General features: G+C 62.7%; 14 protein-coding genes. 9 read left to right on the top strand and 5 right to left on the bottom strand.

Annotation, left to right across the window (positions count from 1 at the left end):
- Nucleotides 1–190: 190 nt before the first annotated feature.
- From guaA to ABNU97_RS01295, 4 genes are all read left to right on the top strand, one after another.
- Nucleotides 191–1,768 carry a glutamine-hydrolyzing GMP synthase gene (gene guaA / locus ABNU97_RS01280; protein ID WP_348764958.1) on the top strand — a complete coding sequence of 526 codons (1,578 nt, stop codon included), beginning with the start codon at nucleotides 191–193 and terminating at the stop codon, nucleotides 1,766–1,768.
- 207 nt (nucleotides 1,769–1,975) lie between these two features.
- Nucleotides 1,976–3,193 carry an ABC-three component system protein gene (locus ABNU97_RS01285; protein WP_348764934.1) on the top strand — a complete coding sequence of 406 codons (1,218 nt, stop codon included), beginning with the start codon at nucleotides 1,976–1,978 and terminating at the stop codon, nucleotides 3,191–3,193.
- On the top strand, nucleotides 3,190–3,675 hold the full coding sequence (locus tag ABNU97_RS01290; protein WP_348764935.1) for a three component ABC system middle component: 486 nt from the start codon (nucleotides 3,190–3,192) through the stop codon (nucleotides 3,673–3,675). Before ABNU97_RS01285 ends, ABNU97_RS01290 begins: the two co-directional genes overlap by 4 nt.
- Nucleotides 3,672–5,630 carry a DUF3732 domain-containing protein gene (locus tag ABNU97_RS01295; protein ID WP_348764936.1) on the top strand — a complete coding sequence of 653 codons (1,959 nt, stop codon included), beginning with the start codon at nucleotides 3,672–3,674 and terminating at the stop codon, nucleotides 5,628–5,630. The genes ABNU97_RS01290 and ABNU97_RS01295 overlap by 4 nt, the downstream gene beginning before the upstream one ends.
- 297 nt (nucleotides 5,631–5,927) lie before the next feature.
- Here the strand turns inward: ABNU97_RS01295 and ABNU97_RS01300 are convergent, their stop codons facing one another.
- Nucleotides 5,928–7,541 carry a BCCT family transporter gene (locus ABNU97_RS01300; protein ID WP_348764937.1) on the bottom strand — a complete coding sequence of 538 codons (1,614 nt, stop codon included), beginning with the start codon at nucleotides 7,539–7,541 and terminating at the stop codon, nucleotides 5,928–5,930.
- Between the two features lie 809 nt (nucleotides 7,542–8,350).
- Between ABNU97_RS01300 and ABNU97_RS01305 the strand changes: the two genes are divergently transcribed.
- From ABNU97_RS01305 to ABNU97_RS01320, 4 genes are all read left to right on the top strand, one after another.
- On the top strand, nucleotides 8,351–9,370 hold the full coding sequence (locus ABNU97_RS01305) for a mechanosensitive ion channel family protein (RefSeq protein ID WP_348764938.1): 1,020 nt from the start codon (nucleotides 8,351–8,353) through the stop codon (nucleotides 9,368–9,370).
- 191 nt (nucleotides 9,371–9,561) lie between these two features.
- On the top strand, nucleotides 9,562–10,839 hold the full coding sequence (locus tag ABNU97_RS01310; protein WP_348764939.1) for a WG repeat-containing protein: 1,278 nt from the start codon (nucleotides 9,562–9,564) through the stop codon (nucleotides 10,837–10,839).
- A 329-nt stretch (nucleotides 10,840–11,168) separates the two neighbouring features.
- A complete protein-coding gene (locus tag ABNU97_RS01315) occupies nucleotides 11,169–11,669 on the top strand; it encodes a DUF1772 domain-containing protein (protein ID WP_348764940.1) in 501 nt (166 codons plus the stop codon).
- A gap of 167 nt (nucleotides 11,670–11,836) precedes the next feature.
- The gene (locus ABNU97_RS01320) at nucleotides 11,837–12,457 is read left to right on the top strand and encodes a trimeric intracellular cation channel family protein (RefSeq protein WP_348764941.1); all 621 of its coding nucleotides are present in this window, start codon (nucleotides 11,837–11,839) and stop codon (nucleotides 12,455–12,457) included.
- Nucleotides 12,458–12,597: 140 nt separating this feature from the next.
- Here ABNU97_RS01320 and ABNU97_RS01325 read toward each other — a convergent pair whose 3' ends face one another.
- Both ABNU97_RS01325 and ABNU97_RS01330 read right to left on the bottom strand, forming a co-directional pair.
- A complete protein-coding gene (locus ABNU97_RS01325; protein ID WP_348764942.1) occupies nucleotides 12,598–14,598 on the bottom strand; it encodes a M48 family metalloprotease in 2,001 nt (666 codons plus the stop codon).
- Nucleotides 14,599–14,843: 245 nt separating this feature from the next.
- Nucleotides 14,844–15,920: a GGDEF domain-containing protein gene (locus ABNU97_RS01330; protein ID WP_348764943.1), complete on the bottom strand. Its 1,077-nt coding sequence runs from the start codon at nucleotides 15,918–15,920 to the stop codon at nucleotides 14,844–14,846.
- Between the two features lie 520 nt (nucleotides 15,921–16,440).
- Here ABNU97_RS01330 and ABNU97_RS01335 point away from each other — a divergent pair.
- Nucleotides 16,441–17,046: a DedA family protein gene (locus ABNU97_RS01335; protein ID WP_348764944.1), complete on the top strand. Its 606-nt coding sequence runs from the start codon at nucleotides 16,441–16,443 to the stop codon at nucleotides 17,044–17,046.
- 97 nt (nucleotides 17,047–17,143) lie between these two features.
- On the opposite strand, the gene ABNU97_RS01340 is transcribed toward ABNU97_RS01335, so the two are convergent.
- Nucleotides 17,144–17,482 carry a hypothetical protein gene (locus tag ABNU97_RS01340; RefSeq protein ID WP_348764945.1) on the bottom strand — a complete coding sequence of 113 codons (339 nt, stop codon included), beginning with the start codon at nucleotides 17,480–17,482 and terminating at the stop codon, nucleotides 17,144–17,146.
- Between the two features lie 64 nt (nucleotides 17,483–17,546).
- On the bottom strand, nucleotides 17,547–19,826 hold the full coding sequence (locus tag ABNU97_RS01345) for an EAL domain-containing protein (protein ID WP_348764946.1): 2,280 nt from the start codon (nucleotides 19,824–19,826) through the stop codon (nucleotides 17,547–17,549).
- Nucleotides 19,827–20,182: the final 356 nt, after the last annotated feature.

Here is a 20,182-nt window from a genome sequence, read left to right on the forward strand (position 1 = left end):
AGCGAAGGCGTCGCCCACAAGCCGCCTGTCATCAGGCTGTCATTCTAGCCGGCGGCCATGCAGGCGCGCGAGCGCTGCCGAGCGGGCGGCGATTCGGTATCCTGCGCGCTATGTAAGCGTCCGCTAGATGAGCGTTCGCTATATCAGCGTCTACTGTACCTCCGCCCATCAGCCGAGCCCGATACCGCGCATGACCCAGGATATCCACGCCGAGAAGATCCTCATCCTCGACTTCGGCAGTCAGTACACCCAGCTCATCGCCCGCCGTGTGCGCGAGGCCAACGTCTACTGCGAAATCTATGCCTGGGACGTGGCCGATCACCACGTGCGCGACTTCAACCCCAACGGCGTGATTATGTCCGGCGGGCCGGAGTCCGCCACGGCCGAGGACGGCCCGCGCGCGCCGGCCGCGGTATGGGAACTGGGCGTGCCGGTGCTGGGCATCTGCTACGGCATGCAGACCATGGCCGCCCAGCTCGGCGGCGAGGTGGAAACCTCCGAGGTGAAGGAATTCGGCTATGCGCGCGTACGCGCTCGCGGCCACTCCAGGCTGTTCACGGACATTCAGGACCACGTCAACGACGAAGGCCACGGCCTGCTCGACGTCTGGATGAGCCACGGTGACCGCGTGAAGGCGCTGCCCGACGGCTTCAAGGTGATCGCCACCACGGACGGCGCGCCGCTGGCCGGCATGGCCGACGAAGACCGCGGCTACTACGGCATCCAGTTCCACCCGGAAGTCACCCACACCGCCCAGGGCAAGCGCATCCTCTCGCGCTTCGTGCACGACATCTGCGGCTGCGGCGAACTCTGGACCAGCGAACACATCATCGAAGATCTGGTCGAGCGCATTCGCGAACAGGTGGGAGACCAACGCGTGCTGCTCGGCCTGTCCGGCGGGGTGGACAGCTCCGTGACCGCCGCGCTCATCCATGAAGCGATCGGCAAGAACCTCATCTGCGTGTTCGTCGACAACGGCCTGCTGCGCCTCAACGAAGGCGACGAAGTCATGGCCACCTTCGCCGAGCATATGGGCCTGAACGTCATCCGGGCAGACGCCGAAAGCCAGTTCCTGGACAAGCTCGAAGGCGAGGCGGACCCGGAGGCCAAACGCAAGATCATCGGCAACACCTTCATCGAAGTCTTCGATGCCCACGCTGCCGAACTCACGAATATCGACTGGCTCGCTCAGGGCACTATCTACCCGGACGTCATCGAATCCGCCGGCTCCGCCACGGGCAAGGCCCATGTCATCAAGAGCCACCACAACGTCGGCGGGCTGCCGGAAGACATGAAGCTCGGCCTCGTCGAGCCGCTACGCGAACTGTTCAAGGACGAAGTCCGTGAGCTGGGTCTGGCCCTCGGCCTGCCGCGCGACATGCTCATGCGCCACCCGTTCCCCGGCCCGGGCCTGGGCGTGCGCATCCTTGGCGAAGTGAAAAAGGAATACGCCGACAAGCTCCGTAAGGCGGACGCCATCTTCATCCACGAACTGCGCGAATCCGGCTGGTACGACAAGGTCAGCCAGGCATTCGCTGTCTACCTGCCGGTCTCGAGCGTCGGCGTGACCGGCGACGGCCGCCGCTACGAACACGTCATCGCCCTGCGCGCCGTCGAAACCATCGACTTCATGACCGCCCGCTGGGCGCACCTGCCCTACGAACTTTTGGAACATGTTTCATCGCGGATCGTGAACGAGGTGAGCGGGATTTCGCGGGTGGTCTACGACGTGACAGGGAAGCCGCCGGGGACGATTGAGTGGGAGTAGGGTGCTACTAATCGGTAAGTTTGAAAAAGCCGCTCTTTTTGCAGCGGCTTTTTTTTATGGCCGTTTGTTCCACGGGCGAGTCGTGCTTGAGGCTCGCTGCGTGTTTGGGTAGAAAGGTGTCAGCAGGTCGTCGTGAGAGTACTAAGAGAAATTGTTCGAGATCGTCTCACTCGCACAACGCAAAATCTGGTCCCGAACGAGTATTTCATGGAAGATCCCGACAATACGAGTCACTCCGCTGAAGGGCCTGCGTTAGGTTTTTGGTATCAGTCGCTTTATGCGTTGCTCATATTGCTGGAACAGAGTTCTGATGATGCTGCTGTCGGTATTGAGCTTCTTGACGATATTCAGCTCTCCGCGAATGGCCAGGGGCTCTACTATCAATTGAAGCATTCGGTCGCGGCTAAGCCTTCCTCGGTTGGGATCAAATCCAGCTCTCTCTGGCGCACGATCAAGGTGTGGATCGATCTGCTTCCGAAGGTGAATCTGCCGGAGACAAGCTTTCGACTTGTGACTGTGGGCGGCGTCGTAGACCAAGATCCACTTGCGGCGCTCGCCGTGCCGGATAGTAACCGTGAGGCGCTGGTCAGCGCTATGGCTTTGGAAGCCCGCCGCGTGGTCGCGGCGCGTGCAGCAGCCAAGTCGGCCGGGAAGTACCGGCTTCCCTATGCCGACCGCAAAGATGGTTGTGAGGCATTTCTTTCATGCCCCGATGCCACAAGATTGAACCTGCTACGCCGGGTAACCCTGGAAATCGAGAGTCCAACTGTCTCGCAGATTGAGGATCATATTTCAGCCCAGCTGAAACTGCTGCCTGTGGAACAACGAGCGCAGGTTGCTAGAAAGTTGATCGAATGGTGGGATCGACAGATTGTGTGCAGCCTGTGCGGCAAGCGCGAGCGCCTCATCACGCGGCCCGAACTGCAAGCGCAGATCAGCGAGATTGTCAGCGATCTGGAACAAGGCAAATTGTCAGCAGACTTCGAAACGGTGGATAAGCCACTCGAATATCAGCCCGACGGTATGCTCACGCGCCAGATTGCCCTCGTGAATGGCAGCAATACCGACATTAACAAGGCGATCCGGGAAGAGTGGCGCGCTCGAGCGCAGCGCGCCCGTTGGGTCACGGAAAATCCTGCTCTGGCCACCATGATTAGCGGTTACGACGCGGTTCTGACCGAGCACTGGTCCGATAAGCATGATCAGATGGTGGAGGAGTGCGAGACTGTAGAGGAGGGAGTGAAGCGCAAGTCGGGCCTGGATCTTTTGCGCTGGAGCCATAACGAGGCGCCGATGGCCATCCGGCCCATACAAGAAGGGTTCGGCGCCTCCTACTATGTGCGTGGAAGCTATCAGGTGCTAGCGATCGACCTTCAGGTCGGTTGGCATCCAAACTATAAAAAGCTCCTTAAGGACGGCGAATGACCCTCGCACATGACCTATACGCCGAAACCAATCCGGCATTCTGCGTCTATGCACTAGCGGCATTTATAAACGCTTATGTCCAGGTAAACGAGATCGGCCCTGAGATGCCGCTCGCCTACATCGCCCTGCCCATTGCCCTGTCAGAAGACCTTGCTGGCTCCTTTAAAGGTACCAACAAGAGAACCGGTCTCCTGGAGTGGCTGGAACGCACGCCGCAAATGTCGCTTGGGTTTGGCGAGCGCGTCAATGCAAGCCTCCATATCGTTACCCCCGCTGTGCGCTATGGTTGCTCAACGCAGATATTCATCCTAGGAGTGGATGGCCGCCTCAGGCCGGGGACCAAGAGAGTGAAGGCGGCAGCAGTGGGTCGCCTCGACACGAGTTCGGCGGGCGTGATCCGGCGAGCAGGGCGACTGGGGGCCTGGCTCGCAACGGCGGGATCGACACGCAACATCTTTGGAATTCTGGGACTGACGGTATGAATCGCTGGAACATCGCCAATGTTTTTTTTCTTGGCATGGCGGGGCGCCAGCAGAACATCTCTTTCACGCCTGGCGAAGTCAACATCATCACTGGCGCGTCAGGAACTGGAAAGTCGGCGGTGATTAAGGCAATCGACTATTGCCTCGGGTCCAGCAAATGTGAGCTGCCTGTTCACATCCGAAGGCATGCCATTGCTGTTGGTGTGAAATGGGTCGCGGCCGAGCAAGAAATGATCATCGGCCGTCATATCCCTCCCGATGGCCAGGCTACTAGCACGCGGATGTTCGCAACTGCGGGAAAAAACCTTGGCGTGCCTTCAAAGCTTGATGACTTCGACGGGGCTACCACTCTCGACGCAGCCAAGAACTTTATTCAGAAGGCTTTTGGCATTGGTGATCTCGGTCATCCTTTGGATGCTTCGGGAGACACAAAAGGCCGCACGAGCGTACGTCATGTCACGCCTTATCTCTTTGTGACAAAGGAGGTCATCGACAGCGAGTCGGTCTTGCTGCATGGCTTGGAGCAGCAAGATAAGGCGAAGGACATTGTTGCAACGATGCCCTACTTTTTGCGTGCGACAGATGAGAGAAGCGCGATGGCCGAGCGTAAGCTTCGCCAACTGCAGCGAGCCCTCGCGATAGAGGAGGGCCGGGAGCGTAGGCGGCAAGCGGAAGACACTGCTCTCAAGCATCGCGCCATCGGATTGCTTACCGAAGCAAATCGGTTTTCCCTTGCAGAAGCGCCATCCGGCGCCGCGACCGAAGACGAATTGCTCGAGCAACTGAAGGAGGTTGTCCAGGCGGACATTGATCCTAATACCTATCCGAACGAAGGCGAGCTTGGCGCGCTCCATGCCCGCCGTAGAAATGTATTGGCGGATCTAGGGAAGGCGCGTCGCGAGAGTCAGGCAGCGCGGGCCGCGCTCGCAGACGCCACTGGATTCGAACATGCCGTCACTAGGCAGCGGGATAAGTTGGCGCTGGCGGAGCACCTAAAGCTCGGCGATGGCGAGCAAGTTTGTCCGCTGTGCGATTCCCCATCCGAACGGGGACGCGAGACGGCTGCGGCGCTAGCGCAAACGTTGGCCAAAGTTAGAGATGAAAGCTTGGCGGTAGAGCGCGTACGTCCGCAGCTGATCGAGCATGATGAAGCGCTTGCCGCCGAGATCAGTGACCTCAATAGAAGCCTCCGTGAGATAGATGCAAGCATAGCGAGCTGGCTTCGTCAGACGGATGAATCTCGGCGCCTTGCTACTATCGCCCAGGCTCGGGCTCATCTTCAGGGCAAGATCTCCTTTTTTCTGCAAACAAGCGAAGAACATCCTAGGAAGCCGGGTACCGATCTGACGGTGCTCCGCAATGAGATCCAGCAGTTAGAAGCTCAGGTAGATCGTGAGAGCAAAGAAATTCGCCTCAAGCGTGCAGAAGGTAAAGTCTCACTATATGCCTCGGAGGCGCTATCTTTTCTTCCCACAGTGGCGCCCTGCGTGGGCTCGGAGCTCTACTTCTCCTCCAAGGAGCCCGAGGTCCGCGTGATCGAGGCCGGTAGCCGAGGCTCGATGCTGCGCCTGCCTGATGTCGGGTCGGATCAAAACTACCTCGCCATCCACATCGCGATCGCGTTTGGCCTACAGCGCTATTTTGAAGAGGTCACCGCACCGGTGCCGGGCGTTCTGGTGCTCGACCAGCTCAGCCGTCCGTACTTTCCCGCGCAATCGCCCAATGAGGATGAAAAGACAGTCTCGGGTGGCGAGGAGGACGAGGATATCAAGGCAATGCGGCGTCATATCGATTTCCTCTTCGAGGAAGTTGGCCGGCGCACTGATCTGCAAGTGCTGTTGATCGAACATGCCTACTTCGAGGACGATGCTCGCTACGTGGCCGCTACGCGTGAACGGTGGACGCGTAACTCAGGCAGGGCTTTGATACCGCCCGATTGGCCACTGCGAAACTGAGGCTAGAACAAAAATATCCGAACAATGGGGACAGACCAGAGTGGCGCTAAGTTAAGCCCCTTCAGCGGCTTGAAGCGGTAGTCCGGCCCGGCTACGGCAGCGACAATATCGCATGCCAAATCCAACGCTCTATCTCACCAGAATCCAGGGACAGTATACTCATCTCGTTGGCGCGCAAGGATATAAGCGTCAGATCCGTCTGATCCTGTTGCTTCCGAGCACAGCGCGTCGCACAAAAAACGGGGCAGATGCGCTAGGCACCTGCCCCGGCCTTTATGCCAGCTTGGCGCGCAATGCTCAGCCGGTAGCCGTTTCCGCGTCCTTGAGCTTGAGCAACTTGTACTCGTGGTGCAGGCCCTTGAGGACCGAATAGCACATCAGCAGCAGGATCAGCGTGAAGGGCAGGCCGGTTGTCACGGCTGCGGACTGGAGTGCGCTCAGGGCGTCGGCGCCGCCGACCATCAGCAGCGCGGCGGCGATGAAGCCTTCGGCGGCGCACCAGAAGACGCGCTGCGAGGTGGGCGCTTCGGTCTTGCCGCCGGCGGTGATCGTGTCGATGACCAGCGAGCCGGAGTCGGACGAGGTGACGAAGAACACCAGGACCAGCACGATCGCCAGGAACGAGGTGATGCTGGTGAGCGGCAGGTTCTCGAGCATGCGGAACAGGGTGAGCGAGGAGTCCTGAATACCGCCGGCCAGCGAGCCGACGCCGTTCAGGGCCTGGTCCACGCCAACGCCGCCGAATGCGCTCATCCAGATGCCGGTGACCACGGTGGGCACGATCAGTACGGCGGTGAGAAATTCGCGCACGGTACGACCACGCGAGACGCGGGCGATGAACATGCCCACGAACGGCGACCAGGATATCCACCAGGCCCAGTAGAAGATCGTCCAGGAGTGGTAGAAGGTTTCGTCGTCGCGGCCGAACGGGTTGCTCAGCGGCAGCAGATACTCGCCGTAGCCGGTATAGGTCGTGAGCAGGTTGCCGGCGAACGCAACGATCGAGCCGGCGACGATGACGAACAGCAACAGCAGGCCCGCCAGGCCCATATTGATATTGCTGAGCAGTTTCACGCCGCCGTCGATACCGCGGATGACCGATACCAGCGCGACCGCGGTCACGCCGGCGACGATGCCGATCTCCAGCGGCAGGTTGGCCGGAATATCGAAAAGGAACTCAATGCCGCCGGCGGCCTGTTGGGCACCAAAGCCCAGCGACGTGGCCAGCCCGAAGATGGTGGCCACGACGGCCAGCGTGTCGATGACGTCGCCCAGGGTGCCCCAGACGCGCTCGCCGAACAGCGGATAGAAGGTCGAGCGGATCGACAGCGGCATATCCTTGTTATAGGCGAAGAATGCCAGCGAAAGTGCGACCACGCCGTAGATCGCCCACGGGTGCAGCGCCCAGTGGTACATCACAGCACCCATGGCGGCCGTCTTGGAGGCCTGATCGCCGCCGGGTGTATTAAGCGGCGTGCCGGACCATTCCGTGAAGTAGCCGACCGGTTCGGCCACGCTCCAGAACATCAGCCCGATGCCCATGCCGGCCGCGAAAAGCATCGCGAACCAGGACAAACGCGAAAAAGATGGTACGGCGTCTTCGCCGCCCAGCCGGATGCGTCCGTGCGGAAGAACGATCAATACCAGCGCGAACAGAACGAAGACGTTACCGGCGCTGAGAAAGAGCCAGTCGAAGCTGTTGATGACCCAGTTTTTGGCCCCGGAAAGCCCGCTCTTGGCGATATCGGGATAGATCATCGAGCCGATCACGAAGACCAGTATCAGCAAGGCACTCCAGATGAAGACCGGGTTGTGCAGTTCCAGCCCCCAGGGGTGGATATTGTCTTCACCTATCTCGTAATCGAAATCATAGCGCTCTTCGAGCTCGTCGACCCGTTCGCTCTTATCCATGCTTTCCCCAATAAAACAGATGGCCGCGACGGCACCGATCCACACGCCTTCGGGCATGGGCTCAAGATGCGGTAGTCGCGGGTGTTAGCCGACCGAGCCTATGGACCCGGCGTGGGCGTGTCAAAACGAGCGCTAGACGCCAGGCCCGCTTTCGCGCCTGCGGATACGCTGATGATCACGTTTACGCGGCGTCGGCGCTATTCCGGAAACAACCGGCTCGGGTCTGGTATTTCCGCCCGAACGGCAAGGCAGGCGGCGACGCCCCACGCACGTTAATAAAGCAGATAATCAAAGGCCAGTCTGTCTGCGTATATCTGCCAGATCCGGGTAGGGGATGCGGATATTGTTGCTGCGTAGTTGAACACAGCGGGTGGCCGCTTCCGGTTGCGCGTCGAGCATGAAATTTGAACGCCGCTCATATCTTCAAAACGCGATAGTTGGCAAGTTTCGGGCGAATTTATAGCGCGCTGTTGGAAACGAGACGGACGTTATAAATTGCGGGGAGAGCAATGTGGCCGCTGCGTAATGACCGGCCTATGCGGGGCGTTGTGCCCTCGCGCCGGTGCTGTCTGCATCCGAACGGCAACCCAAACCGTTTGTGCTAGCCAGCCGGGCTTAATGGCCGTGCGATCGATCCACGGATACGCTCGGCTGCGGGCGTCGATGACGCAATCCCATGCAGCGGGTATACGCGGGTCCACGCGTCGTATGGGGCTGTCCGGCCCGTTCTGTTATCTATACGGCGAGCGCGGACGCACTGGGTCGCGTCCGTTCTTGTCGCCTTTCCTTGTTTTTCAACCGAGTCGCCTATGGCAATGCCCGAAGTTTCCTCGAACGATCAGCCGCAGACGCTGGATATTGATCCCGGCATGCTCGTGGAGCGGCTCGATACCTGGCTCGACGGGGCGATACGGTTGCTGCCGAATGTCGTGGTCGCGGTCATCGTGTTCCTGCTGTTCATGGTGCTGGCCTCGGTTGCACGGCGCCTGGTGGTACGACAGGGCGTACGTCGCTCGCGCGAGAATCTGGGCGAGGTGTTGGGTGGCTTCTTGAAGTGGACGACGTTGGTGATCGGCTTCATGTTGTCGGCCACTATCGTCATGCCTACGCTGCACCCGGGCGATCTCATTGCAGGCCTGGGCGTGAGCTCGATCGCGATCGGTTTCGCCTTCAAGGACATTCTGCAGAACTGGTTGGCGGGCCTGCTCATCCTTTTGCGCCAGCCGTTCAACATCAACGATCAGATCGAGATCAACGGCTACGAGGGCACGGTGGAACGCATCGAAACGCGTGCCACGATCATCCGCACCTACGACGGCCAGAACGTGGTGATGCCCAACAGCGATATCTATACCAACGCGGTGCTGGTCAAGACCGCCCATGCCAAGCGGCGTAGCCAGTACGATATCGGCATCGGTTACGGCGACGATATGGACAAGGCCTGCGAACTCATTCGCGAGGCGCTGGCCGGAGTCGACGAGATTCAGGCCGAGCCGGCGCCCGAAGCGTTCACCTGGGATCTGGCCGCCAGCTGGGTGACCATTCGGGCCCGCTGGTGGACTGACAGCCGTCGGGCGGACGTGGTGCGCGTGCGTGCCCAGGCGGTGCGGGCAATCAAGCAGGCGCTCGACGCAGCCCATATCGATATGCCCTACGAAACCCGCGTTGCCCTCTGGCACGACCAGACCGAAGCAGGCGAGGGCGATCGCAGCGCCCAGCGGGAAGGCTGGCCGGTCGATCCTGAGCGGCCCACCGAACCGCGTTGGAAAGCCCAGGCACGCACCCACGCCGACCGCGACCGAGCGCGCCAGCCAAGGGCAGACGACTAACCGACAAGGCGGCGATCGGGTTTCGCCCGGCGCGCCGCCAGGCTTGGGGAGCCGGCCCAGCGTGCGGGCGGCGCCGTGACCCGGGGCGAGGCCGTGGGTGAACGGGCATAATGTCGGTCTGCGTGACCCTCCTGCCTGACCTGTGTTCGGGTAAGGGGGCGTTGCCTGTGCCATTGCCCTGTGAAGATCGCATGCCAGCCACCCGTCGTTTATTCCTGTTTACGTTCGTACTCGTTTGCGCTGCGATCACGTCGCCTGCGGTGGCCGAGCCGGACTACGCGGTGGCGCCACGTACCGGCCTGAGCGAAACGCACGGCTTCTCCGAGGGGCTGGCGGGCGTACGGGGCACGGGCGGCTACGGCTTTCTCGACCTGCAGGGCGAATACGTCGTCGAGCCGCAGTACGACAAGGCCGGCGATTTTCATGACGGGCTTGCACCGGTCGGCGACTTCAACCGCAGCGAAGTCGGCATGCGCTGGGGCTATGTCGATCGTCACGGCAAGCGCGTGGTCGATCTGCAATATGCCGAGGCCCGCGAATTTTCCGAGGGTCTGGCCGCGGTCAAGACCCCGGACGGCGACTGGCAATTCATCGATACCGACGGCCAGCCCGTGCTTAAGGTCGATCCGCGCTGGCACGGCGTGGATGCGGACAATCCGAACCTGCATCACCCTTTGGGGGATTTTCACGACGGTTGGCTTCGTATCGTCGATGAACGCGGCGGCAGCAACTTCGTCGACCGCGACGGGCACAAACTGCGCGACGCGCCGTATCCGGCGGCCGGGCCGTTCTCCGACGGGCTCGCGGTGGTGTCCACCCAGGCCACGCCCGTATCCGAACCCAAGGGCGACAACGAACTCAGTCGTCTCTACGACAGCCTGCCGGGGCCCACGCCCAAGACCTATCAGTGGGCCGTCATCGATACCGAGGGCGATATCCGTTTCGCACTTCCCGACGATATGGAACGCGTCGGCCCGTTCATCGCCGGGCGGGCGAAATTCTATCGCGATGGCCGCTGGGGCATTATCGACGACAGCGGCGAGGTTGTGGTGCCGGCGCGCTATGAACACAAACCCCGCGGCTACGGCGACCGCGTGACGATGTTCGCCGTGGACGGCGAACGCAGCGATAACAGCGACGGGTATATCGAGGTGCTGGATCGCGACGGCGAACGCATCGCACGGATTCCGTTTCTGGATGACGAGGGGCGGTTCATGATCGACGCGAAGCAGGTATTCCACGAAGGCTTGCTTGGCGTCGAGTTGGCGCGCGGCCTGAACGAGGGCAAGGACTTCGAACGGCTTGGCTGGGGATTCATGGATACCCACGGGCGCATGGTCTTGGAGCCGCAGTTCTACAGCGTCGGCTCTTTCAGCGAAGGCCATGCCTTCGCGTCGCCCATGAACAGCGGCACCACTGGCATCCTGCGCAACCCGCTCGGCGCACAAAGCGCTGAAGACGCCTCCTGAGCCCCCGTGCTCTAGCCCGCCGAGTCGCGGGCATCTGGCTGGGCAGCGTGCGCGTGTCGCCGAACCAGGCGACCGTCCTTAACCCGCATGACGTATGGTCAACGGCGGCGATCTGGCCGCAGCAACGGACGTCTTGGATGCCGCCGCGGCGTTCGGCGACCGCGGCGGCGAGGCCATGCGCCGTGCCGGTCTGTGCGGGCCGGCGGATAGCAACGTCTCCGTTATCGTGATCTTCCGACTGCCGAGTGCTCATGCGCGGCGTTCACCCTCTGGCCCCTAAAAGAGCGCGTGCTATAAATCAGGTGCGTTTGGGACCACGGGAGGTCACGATGGGGGCGGCGGTTTTTACGGCGGCGGTATGGCTCTCAACTTTGCTGTGTTCGCTCGTCGCGGGGTTTTTGTTTGCGTTTGCCGTGGTGGTGATGCCGGGCATTCGCCGCTTACCCGATCGCAGTTTTCTGGAAACGTTTCGTGCGATCGACGGGGTGATCCAGGCCCGTGCGCCGTTGTTCATGCTGATGTGGGTCGGTTCGGTCGTGGCGCTGTTGGCAGCCCTGGCGTTGGGATTCGCCGTGCTAGACGGCGCAGATCTGGCCTTGTTGGCCGCTGCGGCCGCGCTGTATCTCGTCGGCGTGCAGCTACCCACGGGCCTGATCAATATCCCGTTGAACAATCGCATCCAGGCCTGTGATTTAGAGACGATGACGCCAGAGCAGCTGCGTGCGGCGCGGCATGCCTTCGAGTCGCGTTGGAACGGCTGGAACATCGTGCGTACCGCCGTGGCAAGCCTCACGGCGGCGCTGTTGTTCGGGCTGCTGTTACGTATCTAGCCTGAGCTGCGCGCGCACGAGCATTGCCGGTGGGCCCTGCGTTTGCTTGAACACCCCGGCCAGCGGCAGGGCGGGCCGGATATTGCCGGCGGCGTAGCGTTCGGCGGGGCCGGCCGATTACCATGGGCGCACTGCACACCCGCCATGCACCGATCGGCTGGACTGCTATGCACCTGTTACTTTCCGGGCTGGAACTGGCAGGCACGTTCGTTTTCGCCCTGAGTGGCGCGATGGCGGCGGCACAGAAGCGGCTCGATATCTTCGGGCTGGCGGTACTGGCGTTCGCCACCGGTACGGTGGGCGGCATCACCCGCGACCTGCTCATCGGCGCCACGCCGCCGCTGGCGATTGCAGACGTGCGCTACGGGCTGGTTACGATGCTTGCCGCGCTCGTGGTGTTCTTCGGTTATCGGTGGGTGGATCGTATCGCCCGGCCGGTGGGCGTCTTCGACGCCGCGGGGCTGTCGCTGTTCGCCGTCGGCGGCTCGATACGGGCGCTGGAGTTCGGCATTTCGCCGGTCATGGCGGCAGTGATGGGCATGATCACGGGCATCGGTGGCGGCATCATGCGCGACGTGCTTATCGACCGGCTGCCCATGGTGCTGGCGCCGACCGAACTGTATGCCACGGCCGCGCTGCTGGGCTCCGGCGTCGCCGTGACCGGCGTTACCCTCAACTGGCCGTTCGCGCCCACCGTGATCGGCGCGGCCGCGCTGTGCTTTTTCGTTCGGTACATGGCGATGCGGCGCGGCTGGCACTTGCCGGTACCGCGCCTGTACAACGACTGATCCGATGCCTGTCGACCGGCGTTGCCAACGATATGCGACGCCACCCAAACCTGGGCCCGCGATATTGCGCTCATGGACTCGACGCAGGGTCGCTGCAGGGAGCCATGCACGCCGGACTATCGTCGCGCGCCGATCACGAATTACCGTTGTTGACCCTCAACGCCGAGCTCGTCGAGCACGGAGCCTGCGGCCCGGCCCTGCAGAGCGGCGGTGAACCGTTCGACGAAGCGCTCATGTGTGAGGCGTTCGGCACTCGTACGCAGCGGCCCGAACCTCAGCACCACGTGCTGCGAGGACGGATGGCACTGGGCGGCCCCGAGCGTGATGCGTGCACAGCGCGGCAGCGGCGCCTGTTCGTGCAGCTGCAGATAAACGCTGAGCTGGCCATTGCGGCGGTCGAAGCTGACGTTGTCCACGGCATCGATCGGAATGGGGTCGCGCAGAGCACGGCTGAGGATCGCGCTGTCGGTGACCTGCACCACGGCCGGCGGCCTGCCGAGCAGTCGCCATGCCGCCAGGCCAAGGCTGAACAGGCCGACGCAGGGGGCAACGATGGCCGGCAGCAACAGATCGTGGGTGGCATAGCCGGAGACGAACAGGAACAGCCCGCCCAGCAGGCAGGCGATACCGACGACGACACAGACCGCGATCACGCCCCGCATATCGGCGTAGTAGATGTTGTCGGCGGGCGTGTTCTGTTTGTCTCGTACCAGCGTGTGCAGCCAGCGGGCGTAGTCGTCGGTCAGCAGATTGGCGAGGTCGCGATCGATCTGTTCGATCACCGGCGCATCCGGGCCGACATAGCGTGCCAGCGCGTTCTGGCCCGGCGTGATGGTGCGTTCAGCGCGGGCGTATACGCGGCGGTCGTTGGCGACGTCGAGTGCGGCCAGCCGCTCGTTGAAGCCGGGATGGCGTGCATGCGGATCGGGCACGGCGGCATCCTGTGCCACGGCCGGCATGGCATTCGCCCTCAACCAGGCATCGGCGGCGGTGAACGGCCGCTGCGGGGGCGTGATCGCGCCATTCTGAAACGCCGCGATCGCCTGCTGGGCCACGTTCTGCGTGGCCGCCACGCGCAGCACGGTCGCGGCGGCAACCTGTGCGGAACTGGCATCGGCGGCGGCCCGGTCGGCACGGTATTCCGCCGCGCGTCGATCTCGGGCCACGGCGCGGTCCAGGGCGGCCATCACGCTCTCGGCAATACAGGCGACCGGGCGTGTAAGCAGGCCCTCCAGCTGGGCGCGGGCGCTGCTATGCTCGAGCACCGCATGGCCGCGGCCGATGGCGCGTTGGTCGGCGGCCAGCGTCAGCGCCTGTTCGATGTCGGCGTTGGCGACATGCGACAGCTCGTGGGCTATCAGCGCTGTGCACTCGGCTTCGTCTAGATGGGCCAGGGTAAGCAGCGGCAGATGCAGCGTGCAGCCCTGCAGTTCGGTGCCCGCCGGTTGTACCTGTACCGGGGCGGCGGTAACGAATGCGCCTTCCACGAAACCGAGGACGATCTGGTCCGGCACACGTGCGTCCTGTGCCTTGGCGATATCACGCACCAACTGCCATAGTGCCGGCGCGGCCGACGCCGTGAGCAGCTGTCCGGGCAGCTGGGTGACGGGTTGTTCGGCCAGCGTTCGGCGCAGCGCACGGGTGCCGGCGACGAAACGGAACAGGTCGACGCCGGCGAACAGCGCCAGGCCGCCGCAGGCCATGACCGCGGCGTGATGCAACATGGGCATATCGCCGTGCAACGGGTCGGCCACACCCAGCGCGATGGCCAGCCATACGGCGGCCGACGCCAGCGTGGCCGCCAGCGCTGTGGTGGTGGTGACCAGGATGGCGGGCAGCTGTTGGCGCAGCCAGCGCGCGGCGGGGATCAGACGGGCCGGATCACGCATCGCCTGCAGTGCACGCCGGTGCCCGGCGACCAGCAGATATAGGCTGCATACCAGCCAGAAAACGGCAAATAGCGTCATCGCGCCGGCCGCCAAGCTCTGGACGCGGTGCAAACCGTTCGCGGCCACAGCGGGGGTGACGTCGGGCGCCGGCGCCGCGTACAGCCAGGCCATGATGCCAAGCACGATACAGGCCGCGGGCGCGATAAATCCGGCGACGACGGTGCGGGTCAGGGCAGGCAATGAGATGGTCATGGCGGTAAGCAGCCGGCGAGAGCGCCCGCGAATATAAACTATCGGTTATCGCGTGGCAGTTAACGCGCCTGGGCGTCGGACGGGCGCTTGCCTTAGGTTGAAGATTGGCAGCGGCGCCGGGCCGCGACATGCCGGGGCTTGTGCTGGGTCGGGTGCCGGCGCGCGGCGTTGTACTGGCCGGCCGGAAGAAGGCTATTGCAAGCCGCAGTCGTGCGCCGCGAAGGTACCGGGACGACGGCGACCCACTATGCCCGTCGGGCTGGCTGCGCGTTGGCGGGGCCGTGGGCGGTCACCCGGTTTCGACCGGCCGCCTTGCTTTGATAGAGCGCGGCATCGGCGCGGGCCAGGGCTTCGGTGAGCGTTTCATCCGTGCTCAGGCAGGCCACGCCCAGCGACAGCGTGGATGCCAGCGGCGGCTGGCCGTTGCGTGGCAGCGGCTGCCCGGCCACGGTTTCGCACACGCGCGTTGCGAACAGGGCGGCTTCGTCGGCGTTGGTATTGGGCAGCAGGAACAGAAATTCTTCTCCGCCCCAGCGGGCCACGGTATCGCCGGCCCGACAGCATCGTTCGAGAATGCCGGCGATATGTACCAGCACCTGATCCCCGGTTTCGTGCCCGTGGCTGTCGTTGATTTGCTTGAAGTGATCGATATCGGCAATCGCCAGCGACAGGCCCGCGTTCTCGCGCTCCGCTCTACGCTGCTCGCGCCCGGCGAGTTCGAGCAGATAACGGCGGTTGAACAGGCCGGTGAGTACGTCGCGGGCCGCGTACTCACGCAGCCGGTTTTCGCTTTGGCGCACGCGCTGGTAGAAAAAACGCGCCGTATAGCTGGCCATGGCGAAAAAGACGGTGACGTTGAACAGGTAGAGCATGAGCAGGGCATGGCCGGCGATCGGCGACAGCGCGCCGTAGTAGCTGGAGGCCAGATACATGCCGACGTAGATGCTGAACAACGCCGCCAGCGGCACGACGATACGAGAGATATAGCCGCTGACCATGATCGCCGGGATGAACATCACCAGGTAATAGTGGAAACCGGCGTTCCAGCCCACCGCGAGCGTGCCGATCACGGCATGGCCCGTGACCTCCAGCCAGATCAGCCACAGGGCAGGGGTGTTGTATCGATAGGCAAGCAGTCGGTTGGCCGTGATGTACAGCCCGATGCTGAGCAGATTGATCCAGGCCATGTAGGCCGGGCCGGACCACAGAAAGAACACGAAGAAAATGGCATCCACGCTTGCAGCGAGAATCGTCACGCGCCGGGTCATTAACCAGAACGCACGATGCGCGGTTGTGCGGCGCGCGTTCATTACCAGGTCCATGGGATTGCCTCGTCGAATGCCATTCACGCGGAGCCGGCCCCGACTGCGCGCTGGCAGAACTGATGGTGTTCATATCGGCCGCAGGCAGCCGTGTTTTATCGAACCGACCTAAAAATAGATTATTTCTTTCAGTTGATGACGCGTGTGCGAAATCACGCGCGCTCAGGCCAGCGGCCTTGAAAGCGTTGAAAGGAAAGACGGACAGGCGCCGGCGTTTATCTATCGATAGCGTTGAAAACGGCTGAGCCGGTGGACTGTGCTGGTGCCGGATCGAGTACCGATGAGTGTCCGTACCCATCGGGCCTGCCTACCTCACCACGCCGTGCGCACTGAGTACCGAGTACCTTCTGCTGCGCGCAGTCTCGGCTTGGCCGCGAAGTTCGAGCGTGCATGGTCCTGAAAGGGTGTACGGGTACGGCATACGACTCGCGATCGTCGGTTCGGCTGCGTGCGGGTTCGATTCGCGCCGGAAATCGGTTCATAATCCGCGCCCTATCCATTCGGGCGAGGCGCTCTGCTCATGCTTTTGACGGCTTTAGGCCTTGCCTCGCTCGAAGGCTATATCTATCTGCTTGCGGTCATGGCGGCGGCCAATCTCATGCCGCCGCTGCCGGCCGAAGCCACCATTCCGTTTGCTGCGGCGCTTTTCGATCAACACGCGCTGCGGGTGCCGACGGCCATCGCCGCCGCCGCTGCGGGACTGGTCCTCGGCACGCTGCCGCTGTATTTTCTCGGCCGCGTGGTCGGCGAGGTTCGTCTCAAGCGATTCCTGACCGGGCCGGGTCGCTGGCTGCTGATCAAGCCGGCGGATATCGACCGCTCGGGCGGCCTGTTTCGTCGTTATGGCGATGCGATGATCGTCGTCGGCCGGTTGATCCCGGGCATGCGTTCGATGGTCTCGGTGCCCGCCGGTTTGCACCGAATGCCGTTCGGTCGATTCTTGGTGTCCACGGTGCTGGGTTCCACGCTGTGGGCGAGTGCGTTGATCGGCGTTGGGCACGGGCTGGCGCATGCCCTGCACGGCGTGACATCGCTGCGCGTGGGCCTGGTGCTGGTGGGGGCGATGATTGCGCTCTACCTCATCCGGCTACGGGCGTTGCTCAAGGTCGACCGCGGGCTGCGCTAGCGCGGCCCGCCGTGGCCGCTGCTTCCGCGTGTGTTCTGATCGCAAAAAAGCCGGCAGCGCAGCACGCGTCGCCGGCTTTATGGGGCGGTGCAGCCGTTTACTGAATGGTCGCGATCACGCTGTCCGCGCTATAGCTGAGTCCGACGGCGGTATTGCCGCTGTCGAGCCGGGCGAAGCGCCCGGCGAGGTTTCCACCGCTTGGCAACGTCAGCCGGGTGCCGGCCGCTGGCGCGTTGGCGCTGTCGAAATCCAGCGTGAGCGTGCCGCCCTCGTTATAGACGGTATCCGTGGCGATCAGCCGACGGGCCTTGGCATTCATGACAACGGTCAGGCCTTCGCGGTTCACGGTCAGACGCCCTACGATCGCCACGGGCTCGGCGCTGTTGATGACGACAGTGCCGCCGGTGTGGCTGTTGTCGCCGGCCGGTTCGAGCACGTCGGCGCGGCCCCGACAGGTTGTGCAGCGATTTCTTGAAGCACGCTGCGATTGACGGTTCGTATTACGGGTTGAACAGGGTTTGCTGCGTGGCGAGCTGCGCGAGCGGGCGGGCGTGGCGGTCCGCGGCGCGTAGCGTTTCGCTGGCAGGGGCCGGCCGCGCGAACAGAAATCCCTGCAATTCGTGGCAACCGATGTCTGCAAGGTAGTCCGCCTGTTCGCGGGACTCGATGCCCTCGGCGGTAATCTTCATGCCGAGCCCGGTGGCGATATCGACGATGGCATGGACGATGACCTGGTCATCCTGGCGTTGGCCGATCTCTTGTACAAAGGCACGGTCGATCTTGATGCGGTCGAACGGGAACAGCCGAAGATAGCTCAATGATGAATAGCCGGTGCCGAAGTCATCGAGGGCAACGCGCACACCGAGCGCGCGCAGTCGACACAGCATGTCCAGCGCGACCTGTGGCTCCTTGATGAATACCGTCTCGGTGACTTCGATCTCCAGCCGGCTGGGCGCGAGCCCGGTTTGTTCGAGTGCGGTAACGATACGGGTATGCAGGTCGGTATCGGTGAATTGCCTGGGCGATACGTTGATCGATATGCGGCGCTCGTTCTGCCAGCTGGCGGCTTCCCGGCACGCCTGTTCGATGACCCAGTTGCCCAGTGCGAGGATCAGCCCGCTTTCTTCGGCCAGCGGAATGAACTCGGCCGGCGAGATCATGCCACGCTCGCTGTGAGGCCAACGGATGAGCGCTTCGGCGCCGGTGATCGCGCCGTTTTGTGCGTCGAACACCGGCTGGTAGTGCAAAACCAGCTCGTCGCGGGTGAGCGCTGTGCGCAGCTCTTGCATGACCTGCTGTCGAAGCTGGAGTTCGCTGTCGAGGGCCGGCGAGAAGAACCGGAATGTGCCCCGGCCGTCACTCTTGGCTCGATATAGGGCCGCGTCCGCGCTCTTGAGAATCTCCGCGGTGGTCGCCCCGTCGGCCGGAGCCAGGGCCACGCCGATACTGGCACCGACGACCACCGTCTGATCATCGACGAGCATGGGGCGACAGGCTGCATCGATGAGTTGGCGACACAGCGTTTCAATCTGCTCGATTTCCAGGCACCAGATCTGGATGACGAACTCGTCGTCGCCCAGGCGCGCGACTTCGACGAGCGTGGCATCGCCGACGGTATGGCCGAAGTTGTCGTTGATGGCCTTGAAGCCGTCCAGATCAATACTTAGCAGGGAGAACGCACGCCCGCGTGCCAGCGAGCGGCGCAACAGGGTGCTGAAGTTTGCCCTGTTGGGCAGATCCGTGAGGGCATCGTGCTGGGCCAGGTGTGCTGCACGCGCCTGGGCAAGCCGTGTATCCGTGATATCCGCCATCACGCCGCGATAGCCGGCGAAGCGGTTCTTTGTATCGTAGATCGGCCGGCCCGATATCGAAAACCACACCGCGCGCGAGCCCACCGACAGCGGGATGACCACGTCCCGAAACGAACGCCGCCGGCCTAGAGTGGCTTTCAGGTCGGCCAGCGCTTCACTGTTGAAGTCGATGCCCGAGTGCTTCAACAGGTCGGTAATCGTTTTGCCGGCGAGGGTTTGCTCGTCCATCGCCATCGCCTGCAGGAAGCGCGACGACGGCTGGTCCACGCGCAGCGCGGCATCGGTCTGCCAGAGCCAGTCACTCGACTGATTTTCGTGTTCCTTGAGCAATAACTCGATCGTTTCTGTTTTTTTCGCCAGTTCCAGCTCCTGGACAACCGACTCGCGAAACAGCGCCGACTGCTGGCGGGTGATGGTCAGCGCCGCTATAACGCCGGTGCCAAACAGCACGATGAGCGCGGCCCGTTCCCAGTCCACGCCCGCGATGCAGAGCACGCTGACCGTGACCAACCAGTGCGTGATCGTGAATGAAAACGCTGCGGGGAACAGTGCGGTGAGCGTGAATGACGCCGACCAGTACGTGCCCAGATAGAGCGAAAGTATGTAGGCCAGCGCCAGCCCGTCCGCGTGTACGATGACCCAGGCAGGAAAGCTTGCGAGCAGCGTCGCATTGATTATTGTCGCGATGATGACCGGCCGGATGCTTCGGGGCGGCAGCGGAACCGGCCCCCGTGCCGTCGCGCGGCGCAGCATCCACATCCGGGCAGGGAATACCACGAGAACGGCAAGCACCCAAGCTATCGCGATCATCCCCCACTGTTCGTAAAACAGCAGGCCCGTGACGATAGCGGGCACGAGAAAGCTAACCAGCCCGCGCAGGGTACTCAGCTGCACGGCATGGATCTGGCGACCGCGTATGATGTCGGTGTGTTGCTGTGCCTGCGGTGTGTCGGGGTCAAACCTGGGCATTGGGACGCGTCAATTGGGGCCTGCGGGGCTAACGGCGGGCTACGCATTTCCGCGCTCGGTGGATCAAACGCCTGATACTGCGTTCGCAGACTCGATTAACGCGTTATGAGCTGATTCAGAGCTACGAGCCGCGGCTGGTTTGGTCAGCCGTGTCAACGGCAGGAAAACCGGCTTTCGCTTGTTTTACCATGCACACAGCAATCGGCTGGAACAATTGTTTCTTTAGCGGCTTGCCCGCGATGACGGGCGCGATCGCCGCACGGCAGGGGCTAGCGCGTCGCATCGTATAACCGTTTACTATCCCGCTGAACCGGGTGGGGTTCCGCATGCTGCGAATTCGTCATGCCGGCATGGCA

This window comes from uncultured Salinisphaera sp. (assembly GCF_964012375.1).
Lineage (GTDB): Bacteria > Pseudomonadota > Gammaproteobacteria > Nevskiales > Salinisphaeraceae > Salinisphaera.